The organism is Alphaproteobacteria bacterium (genome assembly GCA_040218575.1).
Classification (GTDB): domain Bacteria; phylum Pseudomonadota; class Alphaproteobacteria; order JAVJRE01; family JAVJRE01; genus JAVJRE01.
The window spans coordinates 195,924-209,588 of record JAVJRE010000002.1; the positions used below are offsets into that span (position 1 = coordinate 195,924).

Below are 13,665 nucleotides of genomic sequence, written 5' to 3' on the forward strand. Positions count from 1 at the left end.
AGCCGGTGTTGAGCCCATAGTGAACAACGATCCCGCCGCCGCTGTGGCGGCGTTGCCGCCGCTGCGCGAGGTTATCGCCCGCCATGGCCTGGCGGCGCGGCGCGGCCTCGGCCAGAACTTCATTCTTGACCTCAACCTGACCCGGCGCATCGTCCGCGCCGCCGGCGATCTTCGCGATGTGTCGGTGGTGGAGGTGGGCCCCGGACCCGGCGGCCTGACCCGCGCCCTGGTTGAAAGCGGGGCGCGGCGTATTATTGCCGTGGAGACCGACCCGCGCTGCCTGGCCGCCCTGGAGCCGCTGGTGGAGGCCGCCGCCGGGCGTCTGGAAGTCCACCATGGTGACGCTCTTCGTCTGGACCTCAGCACGCTGGCACCCGCACCGCGGATCATAATCGCCAACCTGCCCTACAACGTGGCGACGCCGCTGCTGATCGGCTGGCTGCGCCAGGGCCCGGTATGGGACCGCCTGGTCCTGATGTTTCAGCGGGAGGTGGCCATGCGCCTGGCCTCACCGCCGGGCAACCGCACCTACGGCCGTCTGAGTGTGCTGGCCCAGTGGCTGGCCGAGGTGCAGCTTTTGTTCGATGTGGACGCGAGTGCCTTCGTGCCGCGGCCGGCAATAACCTCCACCGTGGTGCGCCTGACCATGCGCCCGGCGCCGCTGGCGGCGGCTGACCCGGAGGTGCTGCAGCGCGTCACCGCGGCCGCCTTTGGCGGCCGGCGCAAGATGCTGCGGCGCTCTCTGAGCGGGCTGGTGGCGGCGCCTACAGCGCTGCTGGAGAGCCTCGCCATTGACCCGCAGGCACGGGCGGAGAGTCTCAGCGTCGAGCAGTTCTGCGCCCTGGCGCGGCGCATCGAAGAAATGGAAAAAAAGACTTTAGATTAGTATGTTAATGGCCTGTTCTGAGTTTTCTTACGAAGTCCGACAAACCGCTTTGGCGCTCCCGCTTCAGACGCTCCGCATGTAGAATCGCGCGCACGTCACGCAGACAGGCGGCGAAATCATCATTGACGATCACATAGTCATATTCGGCCCAGTGGCTCATTTCGTCGGCGGCCCGCCCCATGCGCTCGGCAACCACTTCGGCCGGATCCTGGGCCCGGCTCTGCAACCGCTCTTCCAGGGCGGTGAGCGACGGCGGCAGGATGAAGATACTGACCAGGTCCTCACGGGCATTCTCCGCCAACTGCTGGGTGCCCTGCCAGTCAATGTCGAACAGTACGTCGTGGCCGGCGGCGAGCACGGCGGCGACCGGCTCCTGTGGCGTCCCGTAGTAGTGACCGAAGACCTTGGCGGACTCCAGAAACTGCCGCCGGTTGAGCATCAGGTTGAAAGCGACCCGGTCCATGAAATGATAGTCGCGGCCGTCCACTTCCGACGGGCGCGGCGGCCGGGTCGTCGCCGAAACGCTCATCTCCAGGCCGGGTTCCTGGGCGAGAAGAGCGCGTGACAGCGTCGTCTTGCCGGCTCCGGACGGGGAAGACAGGACCAGCATCAGGCCACGCCGTTTTATCGCCATCGCCTGTGCCTCTGCATCCCTATGTCCCGCGACCGGTGGGCGTGCATATCTCGTCGCCTGCACCACCCCTCCACCCCGGGCGCCGCGCCGGCGACGGTGGGGGCGTAGCCTTACTCCACATTCTGGGCCTGCTCGCGCAGGCGATCCACCGCCTGCTTGAGGTCGAGACCGATGGCGGTAAGTTCCGTGGTCTGTGCCTTGGCGCACAGGGTGTTGGCCTCGCGATTAAACTCCTGACAAAGGAAGTCCAGCCGGCGGCCGGCCGGCGCGCCGCCGTCCACAAGGTCACGGGCCTGGGCGATATGGGCAGCAAGCCGGTCCAGTTCCTCCCGCACGTCGCCTTTCACCGCCAAAAGCGCCAGTTCCTGAGCCACGCGATCCGGGTCAATGGCGGAATCGCCGGCGCCGGCGGCCAGCAAATCAGCAAGCTGCCGCGCCAGCACCCGACGCATGGCCTCAGGCTGGCATTCCGCCGCCGCACCGGCCGCCGTCACCAGCGCCGCAATATCATCGAGCAGCCGACCGAGCACCGCCGCCAGGGCGGCACCTTCGGCCAGACGGGCGGCGACAAGGCCGTCCAGAGCGTGGTCGAGACCAGCCAGCAGCACATCGTCTGAAATATCGTCCGGGACAGATCCGCCGGCGGCGCTGACCACCACGCCGGGAACCGCCAGCAAGGCCTCCAGCCGTGGCGGCCCATCGCCAACGCGGCCAGGATAGTCGCCGGCCAGGCCAATCAAATGGTCAAGCCAGGAGCGGTTGATCACATAAGCCGGCGCCTCGTCCTGCCGCTCCAGACGAAGGTTCAGGCTGACAGCGCCACGGCTGAAGCGCGCCTGGGCCCGGCGGCGCACCTCCGCCTCCAGCCGGTCGAGACCGCCCGGCAGGCGGCAGCGCAGGTCGAGACCGCGGCCATTGACGCTTTTCGCCTGCCATAACCAGACGACGGCACCGGCCGCGCCGCCTTCCTCCGCGAACCCGGTCATGCCGGACAGGGGTGGGGCCGTCATGGCGCGCCGTCCTCCACCTGGTCGTTCTCCCCTGCCCCGTCACCGGCCTGCAACGCGCGCAGACGGCGGACGTTGCGATTATGCTCCGCCAGGGTGGCGGCAAAGAGATGACCGCCGGCGCCGTCGGCGACGAAGTAGAGAAAATCGGTCTCCGCCGGCTGCATGACCGCCTGCAGGGCCGCGCGGCCGGGATTGGCGATGGGTCCCGGCGGCAGGCCGCGCACTCGATAGGTGTTGTAGGGCGAATCGACGGTCAGGTCGGCGCGACTGAGCGGTCTGTCCAATAGGCCATCGGGCCCGGCCAGAGCGTAAGCCACGGTCGGGTCGGCCTGCAGCCGCATGTTGCGGCGCAGACGGTTGATGAACACGCTGGCGACCAGCGGCCGCTCGCCGTCACGGGCGGTCTCACGCTCGACGATGGAGGCAAGGATTACCGCCTGCCACGGCGACTCCAACGGCAGGTCGGGGGCGCGGGACACCCACAGGGTATCGAGCAGCGCCGACATGGCGGCGACCATCCGGCCGGCCATGCCATTGGCCGAATCACCCCAGACATAATTGTAGGTTTCCGGCAGCAGCATTCCCTCGGGCAGGGCCGACCGCTCCAGCGGTCCGACCAGCCCCGGCGCGGCGCTGAGGAGGGCGGCGGCGGCGGTGGTGGTCAGGCCTTCGGGCAGGGTGAACTGGCGGACCACGATCCGGCCGGACGCGATCAGGCGCGCCGCCTGGCGGGCGGATATGTCCGGCCCAAACGCATACTCACCAGCCTGCAGCACACGGGCGAGGCCGCTGGATCGAACACCGAGTGTGAATGTGAGGGGGCTGCGGATGACGCCGGCGTCGGCCAGGTGGCGGGCGATTTCGCCCAAGCCGGCGCCGGCCGGCACCACGACCTGCACGTGGCGATCCAGCGGTCCCGGGGCGACCCAGCCACGCCAGGCCCAGCCAGCGACAGCGACGACAATAAGAAGAAGGAGACCAGAAGCCAGGACAACAGCGGACCGGCGGGTCATCTGGCGACGCCGTCGCCCTAAACGCAGGGGCTGAAGATCAGCGAAGCGTTGGTGCCACCGAACCCGAAGGAGTTGGACAGCACATGGCGGACGGTGCGCTTTTTCGCCACCAGCGGCACCAGATCTATGTCACATCCAGGCGACGGGTCTTCCAGGTTGAGGGTCGGCGGCACGATGCCATGCTTCATAGCGAGAATGGAGAAAATCGCCTCGACGCTGCCGGCCGCACCCAGAAGATGGCCGATGGCCGACTTGGTGGACGACATGGACAGCGTGTAGGCGTGGTCGCCAAACAGGCGCTTGATCGCCCCCAGCTCCACCTCGTCGCCTTTTGGCGTGGAGGTGCCATGAGCGTTGATATAGTCGATGTCCTGCGGCCGCAGGCCCGACCGCTTGAGGGCCGCAGACATGGAGCGGAATCCGCCGCTGCCATCCTCCGCCGGCGCCGTCGCGTGATAGGCATCACCGGACATGCCGTAGCCGGTCAACTCCGCATAGATTTTGGCGCCGCGGGCACGGGCGTGCTCCAGCTCCTCCAGCACGATGATGCCAGCACCCTCGCCCATGACGAAACCGTCACGACCCTGGTCCCACGGCCGGGAGGCGCGGGTCGGCTCGTCATTGTAGCGGGTGGACAGGGCGCGAGCGGCGGCGAAGCCGGCCAGGCCAAGCCGGCAGACGGCGGCTTCCGTTCCGCCAACCACCATGACATCGGCGTCATCCAGGGCGATCAGCCGGCCGGCATCGCCGATGGCGTGGGCGCCGGTGGAGCAGGCGGTGACCACCGCGTGATTAGGCCCCTTAAAGCCATAGCGGATCGACACATGGCCGGCTGCCAGATTGATCAGGGCCGAGGGGATGAAATGGGGGCTGATACGCCGCGGCCCGCGCTCATAGAGCGTGATGGACCCTTCATAGATGACCGGCAGGCCACCGATTCCGGAGCCGATAAGAACGCCGGTTCGCTCTCGCGACGGCTCGTCCTGTGGCGCCCAGCCTGAATCTTCCACCGCCTCGACGGCGGCCGCCATGGCGTAGACGATGAAGGTATCCAGGCGGCGGCGTTCATGCGCCGGCATGGCGCTGTCGGGATTGAACAGCCCCGGCCCGTCACCGGTCGGCACCAGGCCGGCGATCTTCGAGGCAATATCCGACACGTCGAACGTTTCAATGGCGCGGATGCCACTTTCGCCGGCAATCAGGCGTTGCCAGGTCGCCTCGACCCCGGCGGCCAGAGGCGTGACCATGCCCAGACCCGTAACAACGACGCGCCTCACGGCCCGGCCATTTCTACGGGTCGCCCGAACCGAATCTGGGTGAGTCGAACCATGATGCGCGACACGCGACGCGCGGCGCGATCAGCCGGCGTTGCTGTCGATATAGGTGATGGCGTCCTTGACGGTAACGATTTTCTCCGCGGCCTCGTCCGGAATCTCGCAGCCGAACTCTTCCTCGAAGGCCATCACCAGCTCGACGGTGTCGAGGCTGTCCGCCCCGAGGTCGTCAATAAAGCTGGCGCTTTCCGTTACCTTGGACTCATCAACCCCAAGATGTTCGACGACGATTTTCTTCACGCGATCCGAGACGTCACTCATCTGATGCCATGTCCCCAAAACAAGAGCCGGAGAAATCTGTCATTCCTGCGGCTGGTCGAAAATGAAAGCGTCCTGTTCCTGCAACGAACGGTAAAGGTGTCCGCCACCAGACGCCGCGGCTGGCTTTATCATAGTTATTTCACCGTGGCCAGCGTCATGCCACCCCCGGCGACAGGCCCGTGTCAGGGCCCGGCCGGGCCATCAGATCATCGCCATGCCGCCATTGACGTGCAGGGTCTGGCCAGTGATGTAGGCGGCCTGCTCGCTGGCCAGAAAGCGAACCGCGCCAGCCACGTCTTCCGGCTGGCCGAGACGCCCGGCGGGAATTGCCGACAGCAAGGCCGCGGTACGGTCTTCGCCAAGGCCATCGGTCATGGCCGTCCTGATGAAGCCCGGCGCGACGCAATTGACCGTGATCTGACGCGCCGCCACTTCCTGGGCGAGAGCCTTGGTCAGACCGGTGACGCCGGCCTTGGCCGCGGCATAGTTCGCCTGGCCCGCATTGCCGGTGGCGGCGACCACCGAAGTGATGGAGATGATGCGTCCCCAACGCGCCTTCAGCATGCCCCGCAACAAGGCGCGCGCCAGGTGAAAGCCGGCGGTCAGGTTGACCTGCAGGACGGTGTCCCATTCCTCGTCCTTCATGCGCATCGCCAGATTGTCCCGCGTGATGCCCGCATTGTTGACCAGGATATCAATCGCCTGACCGGCGGCCTGGGCGGCCTGCGCCGGCAGGGCGTCCACCGCCGCCATGTCCGACAGATCACACGGCGCCACGACCGCGCTGTCGCCGAGATCGGCGGCCAGCGCCTGCAACGCGGCATGGCGGGTGCCGGAGACCACGACGCGGGCGCCACCGGCCACAAGGTCACGGGCGATGGCTCCGCCAATGCCGCCGGATGCGCCGGTCACCAGGGCCACCCGGCCTGTGAGATCGAATGTCATGGGTCTTCCCCCCTTAACCAAGCAGCTTGAGTACGCCATCCAGTGAAGCCGGATCGGCTGCGCTGGCGACCGTCAGATCACGATCACAGCGGCGCACCAGACCGGACAGAACCCGGCCCGGACCCAGTTCGACAACGGTGTCCACGCCGGCGGCACGCAGCGCCGCAACACTCTCTCGCCAGCGCACTCGGCCGGTCACCTGGCGGACCAGCAGGTCGCGAACCAGCGACGGCTGGGTGACGGCCTGGGCCGTGACGTTGGCGATCAGCGGCGCGGCCAATGGCGAAAGAGCCACCGCCGCCAGCGCAGCGTCCATGACCTCCGCCGCCGGGGCCATGAGCCGGCAATGAAAGGGCGCGCTGACCGGCAGGGGCACCGCCCGGCGAGCGCCTCGTTCGCCGGCCAGGACAATGGCCTGCTCCACCGCCAGACGGTCGCCGCTGACGACGATCTGGTCGGGCGTATTGTCGTTGGCCACCTCGCAGACCAGGCCGGCACCCGCCGCGCGGGCGGCATCGGCGGCGAGATTTTCAACGGCGGCGAGATCGAGGCCGAGAATGGCGGCCATGGCGCCGGCATCGGCGGGAACGGCCTGTTGCATGGCGTCGCCGCGCTGGCGCAGCAAACGAGCCGCATCGCCAAGAGACAGGGCGGCAACCGCCGTCAGCGCGGTATATTCCCCCAACGAGTGGCCGGCGACACAGGTCGCCGCCTGACCGAGCGGTCGGCCAAGCTCGCCTTCAAGCGCGCGTACCACAGCCATGCTGGCGGCGAGCAGGGCGGGCTGGGTATTGCGCGTGAGCTGCAGGTCGCTTTCCGGTCCCTCGGCGATCAGCCGGGACAGGCGTTCGCCCAGGGCGTCGTCCACTTCCTCGAAGGCCATGCGCGCCGCCGCAAAGGCGGCAGCAAGGTCCTGCCCCATGCCGACGGCCTGGCTGCCCTGGCCCGGAAAGACGAATGCGAAGGCGCCCAAGGTGCAATCTCCAGCGTACATGGCGGCCGCCGGCGACCGTGTCCGGCCCCTGCTGTCTAGCGCCTGGCCGCCGCCCCTGTCACCCGTCCCCGCCGATGGCCCCAACGGCGCCCGATAGAGGCCTTCTACACGGCGCGCCGCTTGCCACGGACACGGGCCTGTGGCAGGTTCCGTGCCCCTCCTTGCCGGCATGGGCCGGCTAGGGTCGGGCGGCTGAGCACCGGGTCTGTATTCGGTTTGTTCCGGAACACAGACCCTCCGCCACAGCGCCGATCCACTGAACAGCCATAAGGGGTACGGGATTTGTCTTACTACGAGTGCGTCTTCATCGCCCGACAGGACGTATCGCAGGGCCAGGTTGACAGCCTGACCGAGGCGATGTCCGCGGTGGTGACCGGCAATGGCGGCGCCGTCGCCGGGACCGAAAGCTGGGGTCTGAAAAACCTCGCCTACCGGATCAAGAAAAACCGCAAAGGCCACTATGTGCTGATGAACATAGAGGCGCCGCACGCGGCGATTGAAGAACTCGACCGCCAGATGCGGTTGAACGAGGATATCATCCGTCATCTGACGATCCGTCTTGATGCCCTCAACACCGAACCGTCGGCCATGCTGCAGAACCGCGGCGCGCGGCCGGGCGGACGGCGTGGCGATGACCGCGACGATGATCGCCCGCGGCGCAGCCGCAGCGATGATGGCGACGACGAACGGCCGCGGCGCAGCCGCAGCGACGATGATGACGACAGGCCGCGCCGGCGCAGCTCGGGAGATGAGTCATGAGTAACGCACGCGGTGGGTTCGGCGGTCGGCGGCCGTTTTTCCGTCGCCGCAAGACGTGCCCCTTCTCCGGCGCCAATGCGCCGGTGATCGACTACAAGGACGTCAAGTTGTTGCAGCGCTTCGTTTCAGAGCGTGGCAAGATCGTCCCCAGTCGCATCACCGCGGTTTCGGCCAAGAAGCAGCGGGCGCTGGCGCAGGCAATCAAGCGGGCGCGTTTCCTGGCCCTCTTGCCCTATTCCGTGCAGTAGCACGGGGGAGATCAGAACATGCAGATCATCCTGCTGGAACGGGTCGAGAAGCTTGGCGAGATTGGCGCCGTCGTCAACGTCAAGTCCGGCTTCGCCCGCAACTTCCTGCTGCCGCAGAAGAAGGCGCTGCGCGCCACCTCTGACAATCTGGCCTATTTCCAGACACAGCGGGCAGAAATCGAGAAATCCAACGCCGAGGCGCGCGACATTGCGAGCCAAACCGCCAAGACCATTGACGGCAAGGAGCTGATCCTGATCCGGCAGGCCGGCGATTCAGGGCAGTTGTATGGCTCGGTCAACGCCCGTGATATTGCCGAGGGGGCATCCGCCCTGGGGACCCGCGTCGAGCGCAGCCGGGTGCGCCTGGAAAAGCCCATCAAGACCCTTGGCCTGCATCCGGTGCGGGTCGTGCTCCACCCGGAAGTCATCGTCACGATGACAGCCAATGTAGCCATGAGCACAGAAGAAGCGGTGATGCAGCGCGAACGGGGTGGCGCCGTGACGCGCGCCGATCTGAGCGAAGCCGAAGAGGTGCGCGAGGCCGCGGAAGCCGCCTTCCAAGCATCCGGCACCGGTGACGGGGATAGCGCGACAGGCGGTGGCGAGCATGAGTCGCCGGTTGACGCGCTGACTGGCGAAAGCTCGGAGGAGGCTGCCTCCGGCGGCTGAGCCGCCGCGTTGCGCTTGCCGTCAAGAGGGAGGTCTCGGCGGTCATGCTCGATACAGTGCTGAAGCGGTTGATCAGCGTGGGGCGGCTTGAGGTCGTGGACCATGCCGGAAAACGGCGTGTCTTCGAAGGCAGCCGGCCCGGACCGACGGCGACCATCCGTCTGGCCGACCGGGCGACGGAATGGCGGATTGTCCGCAACCCGAAGCTGGCGGTTGGCGAAGCCTATATGGACGGTCGCCTGACGGTGGAGGATGGCGACCTATACGGCTTTCTGGACTTGTGTGCCCGTAATCTGGGGGCGCCAACCAACCTGCCATTTCACGGCGGCTGGTCGCTGCTGCAACGGCTGACGCGTCATATTCACATGTTCAATCCGGTGGGTCGGGCCAAGACCAATGTGGCCCACCACTATGACCTGTCGGACACGCTGTACGACCTGTTTCTGGACCGTGACCGCCAGTATTCCTGCGCCTATTTCGCCAGTGACAATGATTCGCTGGAAATTGCCCAGGACAACAAGAAACGGCACATCGCCGCCAAACTGCTGCTGGAGCGCGGGCAGAAGGTACTGGACATCGGCTCCGGCTGGGGCGGCATGGGCCTGTACCTGGCTGAAGTCGCCGGCTGCGACGTGACCGGCGTCACACTGTCGGAAGAGCAGCACAAAGTGTCAAACCGGCGCGCCGAAGATGCGGGGCTGAATGACCGCGTACGGTTCAAGCTGCAGGACTATCGTGACGAGGCCGGACAGTACGACCGCATCGTCTCGGTGGGCATGTTCGAACATGTGGGCGCCGGCCACTATCTGGAGTATTTCCGCAAGGTCCGCCAGTTGCTGAAACCGGACGGCGTGATGCTGCTGCACTCCATTGGCCGCATGGAACCCCCCGGCGGCACCAACCCGTGGCTGCGCAAGTACATTTTCCCGGGCGGCTATACGCCGGCTTTGAGCGAAACCCTGCGCGCGCTTGAACGGGCCGGCCTGTGGGTCACCGATATCGAGATCCTGCGCCTGCACTACGCCAAGACCCTGCGTGAGTGGCGCCGCCGGTTCAACGCCAACCGGGCCCGCATCGAACAGATCTATGACGAGCGGTTCGGTCGCATGTGGGATTTCTACCTGGCCGGCTGTGAGGTGGCGTTCCGCCACATGGGGCAGATGGTCTTTCAGATGCAGATCACGCGCGAGCAGACCGCCGTGCCCCTGACCCGCGACTATATGGTGGACTGGGAACGCGAACGTATGAGCGATCAACCAATGGCCAACCAGTCGGTCGCCTGACGCCACTGACGATTCTATCCCCGGGTTTCTCGTCGCTCCACAGGCAATGACGCTTTCGCTCCTGTCGCCGCTGGCGCGCATCGGTTAGCATCCGGTCATGCCGCCCGCCGATACAGACAACATTGCCCGCCTTCCCTTTGCCGCACCGCAGGACGGCAACCAGCCGCGCGTCCCGCCGCGTAACCTGGAAGCGGAGATGGCGTTGCTTGCGGCCTTGCTGCTCAACAACAATGCCCTTGAGCGGGTCAGCGAGTTTCTGCGACCGGAACATTTCGCCGATCCCCGCCATGGCCGCATCTTCGAGGCGGTCGGCCGGCTGATTGATCGCGGTCAGATCGCCGACGCCCTGACCCTGAAAGACTATTTCGATGGCGACGAATCCTTCGCCGAGCTGGACGGCAGCCGCTACCTGGCAGCGCTGGTGGACAATGCGGTGTCCATCGGCGGCGCCTATGACTATGCGCGCACGGTGCATGACCATTATCTGCGGCGCGAACTGATTAGCCTGGGCGACGACATGGTCGCCAACGCCTTTCATCTGGACATCGAAACGACCGCGGCCGACCAGATCGAGCAAAGCGAAACGAGGCTTTATGATCTTGGCGAGAAAGGCCAGCGCGAGGGCGGTTTTCTCAGCTTCGATGAGACCCTGACGCGGGCCATTTCCATGGCCGAGAGCGCCTTTCAGCGGGAAGGCCAGCTGACCGGCGTGGCCACCGGCCTGAACGACCTGGACCGCCTGCTGGGCGGCTTGCATCCGTCGGACCTGCTGATTCTCGCCGCCCGTCCGGGCATGGGAAAATCGGCGCTGGCCACCAACATCGCCTATAACGCGGCGCGGGCTTTCCGCCAGGAGACCGATGAGCACGGCGACACGCGCCATATGGATGGGGCGGTGGTCGGGTTCTTCTCGCTGGAAATGTCATCGGAACAGTTGGCCACCCGTATTCTGGCCGAGGTCAGCACGGTGCCGTCAGAGAAGATCCGCCGTGGTGAAATGAACCACGACGACTTTGACCGCGTGGTGCGCGCCAGCCAGGAACTGTCCAGCCTGCCGCTATATATCGACGACACGCCGGCCCTGACCGTCAATCAGATTCGCACCCGCGCCCGTCGACTGAAACGGACCCATGGTCTGCACATGATCGTCGTTGACTATCTGCAACTGATCCAGTCCGGCGCCAGCCGTCGCAACGACGGGCGCGTTCAGGAAGTCTCCGAGATTTCCCGCGGGCTGAAGACTCTCGCCAAAGAACTGGACGTTCCGGTTCTTGCCCTGTCGCAGTTGTCACGGGCGGTGGAGCAGCGCGAGGACAAGCGGCCGCAGCTTTCGGACCTGCGCGAATCCGGCTCCATCGAACAGGACGCCGATGTGGTGATGTTCATCTATCGCAAGGAATACTACCTGCGCGAGCCGCAGCAGCGCGAGGACGAGAACGAAGGGCATTTCATCGAACGCTATGAGCGATGGCAGACACAGTTTCAGGAAGCGCAGCACAAGGCGGAAGTGATCATCGCCAAGCAGCGTCATGGCCCGACCGGCGAAGTACGCCTGTACTTCGACGGTCCGACCACCAAGTTCGACAATCTGGCGGCGGACGACCGCCTGCCCGACCCCGCCTTCTGAGCGAGAGCGGCAAACCATGACCGACGCTGCGCCGCCGGCGGGCGCGGTTCTCTCCATCGATCTGGCGGCCATCGGCCGCAACTGGCAGCGGTTGCAGCGCCAGGTGGCCCCGGCGGTGTGCGCCGGCGTGGCCAAGGCCAACGGCTATGGCCTGGGGCTGGAGGCGGTGGGCGACGCCCTGTGGCGGGCCGGCTGCCGGGTCTTCTTCGTCGCCCAGTCCAGCGAGGGCGTGCGCCTGCGGGCGGCCCTGCCCGACGCTACCATCGCCGTGCTGAACGGTCTGATGGCCGGCGAGGAGTCGATGATGCTGGAGCATCGGTTGATGCCGGTTCTCAATGACGCCGGCCAGGTGGACCGCTGGTCACGGACCGCGCGGGCGCAGGAAGCGCTATTACCGGCGATTCTGCATGTGGACACCGGCATGGCGCGCCTGGGCCTGGCGGCGGCGGACATGGCGCAACTGGCCGATAGTCCGGACCGCTTCGCCGGCATCCGGCTGGCCTGGGTGATGAGCCACCTGGTCATCGCCGAGGAGCCGGACCACCCGCTGAACCGGCAGCAGCGCGACGCGTTTGTCCGGGCGCGGCAACATCTGCCCGCGGCGGCGGCGTCCCTGGCCAACTCCTCCGGCATCTTTCTGGGGCGCCCGTATCACTTTGACATGGCCCGGCCGGGGGTCGCCCTGTACGGCGTGAATCCGCAACCCGGTCGCCCCAATCCTATGGAGCAAGTGGTTGGCATTAAAGCCAGAATCCTCCAGCTTCGCGAAATTGACCGGGGTCAGACCGTTGGCTATGGTGCGACCTTCTCCGCCGCCCGGCCAAGCCGGATCGCCACCCTCGCCGCAGGCTATGCGGACGGCTTTCCACGCAGCCTGTCGGGGCATTCGGTGGTCCACATAGCAGGACGGGTGGCGCCCGTCGCCGGCCGGGTGTCCATGGATCTCATCACCGTTGACGTGAGCGGCCTGCCGGCCGATTCGGTTGTGCCCGGCGGCTGGGCCAACCTGACAGGGCCGGAGCATGATCTGGACGCCCTGGCCGCCGACGCCGGCACCATCGCTTATGAACTGCTGGTCGGTCTTGGCCAACGTTTTGAGCGGCGCTACACGGCGGCCTTGCCGCACACCGCCCCGCCGCACCCTGTCCCCGCCGATTGTGCGTTCGCGGATGGGACCTCCGCGGATGGGGCGGGCCCGGCAGATGACGCCGGCCAAAGCGGCTGACCATGCCGGTCGTCGCCCCCATCGGCCGTTTCGTGCTGGCGTTCGCGGTGACCGCCGGCCGCATCGCCATTTTTGCCAGCCAGGCCCTGCTGCGCAGTGTGACACCGCCCTACTATCCACGGCTGGTATTACGCCAGATGGTGGAGATCGGTTTCTACTCCCTGCCGGTGGTCGGCCTGACTGCGATCTTTACGGGCATGGTTCTGGCCCTGCAGAGCTTTACAGGATTTTCCCGGTTCAGCGCCGAATCGGCGATTCCCAATATCGTTGTGGTGTCGATCACCCGCGAGCTTGGCCCGGTTCTGGCCGGGCTGATGGTGGCCGGCCGCATCGGCGCCGCCATCGCCGCCGAGATCGGCACCATGCGGGTCACCGAACAGATCGATGCCCTGACGACGCTGAAAACCGATCCGCTGCGCTATCTGGTGGCGCCACGTCTGATTGCCGCCACCTTGCTGCTGCCGATCCTGGTGCTGATTGCCGATATCATCGGCGTGCTGGGCGGCTATCTGGTGAGCGTTTACAAGCTGGGCTTCGCGGGCGACGTCTATCTCATAAACACCATGGATTTTGTCGAGCCGCTGGATGTGGTGTCTGGCCTGGTGAAGGCCGCCGTGTTCGGCTTTCTGGTGGCCCTGATGGGCTGCTACCACGGCTATCGCTCCCGCGGCGGCGCTCAGGGCGTCGGTCAGGCGACCACTAATGCGGTGGTCTCCGCCTCGATCCTGATTCTGGTGTTCAATTTCATCGTCACCGAACTGTTCTTCACCCAATGAC

The 13,665-nt window shown here is 66.2% G+C and carries 14 protein-coding genes and 1 pseudogene; 8 read left to right on the forward strand and 7 right to left on the reverse strand.

The window, feature by feature from the left end; all coding sequences use genetic code 11:
- Positions 1-19: 19 nt before the first annotated feature.
- The gene (gene rsmA, locus RIE31_02500) at positions 20-886 is read left to right on the forward strand and encodes a 16S rRNA (adenine(1518)-N(6)/adenine(1519)-N(6))-dimethyltransferase RsmA (GenBank protein ID MEQ8639472.1); all 867 of its coding nucleotides are present in this window, start codon (positions 20-22) and stop codon (positions 884-886) included.
- Positions 887-890: 4 nt separating this feature from the next.
- Here the strand turns inward: rsmA and gmk are convergent, their stop codons facing one another.
- From gmk to fabD, 7 genes are all read right to left on the reverse strand, one after another.
- Positions 891-1,520: a guanylate kinase gene (gmk, locus tag RIE31_02505; GenBank protein ID MEQ8639473.1), complete on the reverse strand. Its 630-nt coding sequence runs from the start codon at positions 1,518-1,520 to the stop codon at positions 891-893.
- 110 nt (positions 1,521-1,630) lie between these two features.
- On the reverse strand, positions 1,631-2,530 hold the full coding sequence (locus RIE31_02510) for a YicC/YloC family endoribonuclease (GenBank protein MEQ8639474.1): 900 nt from the start codon (positions 2,528-2,530) through the stop codon (positions 1,631-1,633).
- Positions 2,527-3,543, reverse strand: a complete 1,017-nt coding sequence (gene mltG, locus RIE31_02515) for an endolytic transglycosylase MltG (GenBank protein ID MEQ8639475.1) — start codon at positions 3,541-3,543, stop codon at positions 2,527-2,529. The genes RIE31_02510 and mltG overlap by 4 nt, the downstream gene beginning before the upstream one ends.
- A gap of 17 nt (positions 3,544-3,560) precedes the next feature.
- Positions 3,561-4,820 carry a beta-ketoacyl-ACP synthase II gene (gene fabF, locus RIE31_02520; GenBank protein MEQ8639476.1) on the reverse strand — a complete coding sequence of 420 codons (1,260 nt, stop codon included), beginning with the start codon at positions 4,818-4,820 and terminating at the stop codon, positions 3,561-3,563.
- 81 nt (positions 4,821-4,901) lie between these two features.
- Positions 4,902-5,138, reverse strand: coding sequence for an acyl carrier protein (locus RIE31_02525; protein MEQ8639477.1), 237 nt, complete (start codon positions 5,136-5,138; stop codon positions 4,902-4,904).
- 201 nt (positions 5,139-5,339) lie between these two features.
- Positions 5,340-6,083, reverse strand: a complete 744-nt coding sequence (fabG, locus tag RIE31_02530; GenBank protein MEQ8639478.1) for a 3-oxoacyl-[acyl-carrier-protein] reductase — start codon at positions 6,081-6,083, stop codon at positions 5,340-5,342.
- Positions 6,084-6,096: 13 nt separating this feature from the next.
- On the reverse strand, positions 6,097-7,056 hold the full coding sequence (fabD, locus tag RIE31_02535; protein ID MEQ8639479.1) for an ACP S-malonyltransferase: 960 nt from the start codon (positions 7,054-7,056) through the stop codon (positions 6,097-6,099).
- Positions 7,057-7,359: 303 nt separating this feature from the next.
- Here fabD and rpsF point away from each other — a divergent pair, with 303 nt between their 5' ends.
- The 7 genes and pseudogenes from rpsF (at position 7,360) to RIE31_02570 (ending at position 13,664) form a co-directional block, all read left to right on the forward strand.
- A complete protein-coding gene (rpsF, locus tag RIE31_02540) occupies positions 7,360-7,836 on the forward strand; it encodes a 30S ribosomal protein S6 (protein ID MEQ8639480.1) in 477 nt (158 codons plus the stop codon).
- Positions 7,833-8,084: a 30S ribosomal protein S18 gene (rpsR, locus tag RIE31_02545; GenBank protein ID MEQ8639481.1), complete on the forward strand. Its 252-nt coding sequence runs from the start codon at positions 7,833-7,835 to the stop codon at positions 8,082-8,084. Before rpsF ends, rpsR begins: the two co-directional genes overlap by 4 nt.
- A gap of 18 nt (positions 8,085-8,102) precedes the next feature.
- A pseudogene (gene rplI / locus RIE31_02550) lies at positions 8,103-8,615 on the forward strand (50S ribosomal protein L9).
- A gap of 182 nt (positions 8,616-8,797) precedes the next feature.
- Positions 8,798-10,036, forward strand: a complete 1,239-nt coding sequence (locus RIE31_02555; GenBank protein ID MEQ8639482.1) for a cyclopropane-fatty-acyl-phospholipid synthase family protein — start codon at positions 8,798-8,800, stop codon at positions 10,034-10,036.
- A 97-nt stretch (positions 10,037-10,133) separates the two neighbouring features.
- Positions 10,134-11,663 carry a replicative DNA helicase gene (locus tag RIE31_02560; protein ID MEQ8639483.1) on the forward strand — a complete coding sequence of 510 codons (1,530 nt, stop codon included), beginning with the start codon at positions 10,134-10,136 and terminating at the stop codon, positions 11,661-11,663.
- Positions 11,664-11,679: 16 nt separating this feature from the next.
- A complete protein-coding gene (alr, locus tag RIE31_02565) occupies positions 11,680-12,888 on the forward strand; it encodes an alanine racemase (GenBank protein MEQ8639484.1) in 1,209 nt (402 codons plus the stop codon).
- A 2-nt stretch (positions 12,889-12,890) separates the two neighbouring features.
- Positions 12,891-13,664, forward strand: coding sequence for an ABC transporter permease (locus RIE31_02570; protein MEQ8639485.1), 774 nt, complete (start codon positions 12,891-12,893; stop codon positions 13,662-13,664).
- Position 13,665: the final 1 nt, after the last annotated feature.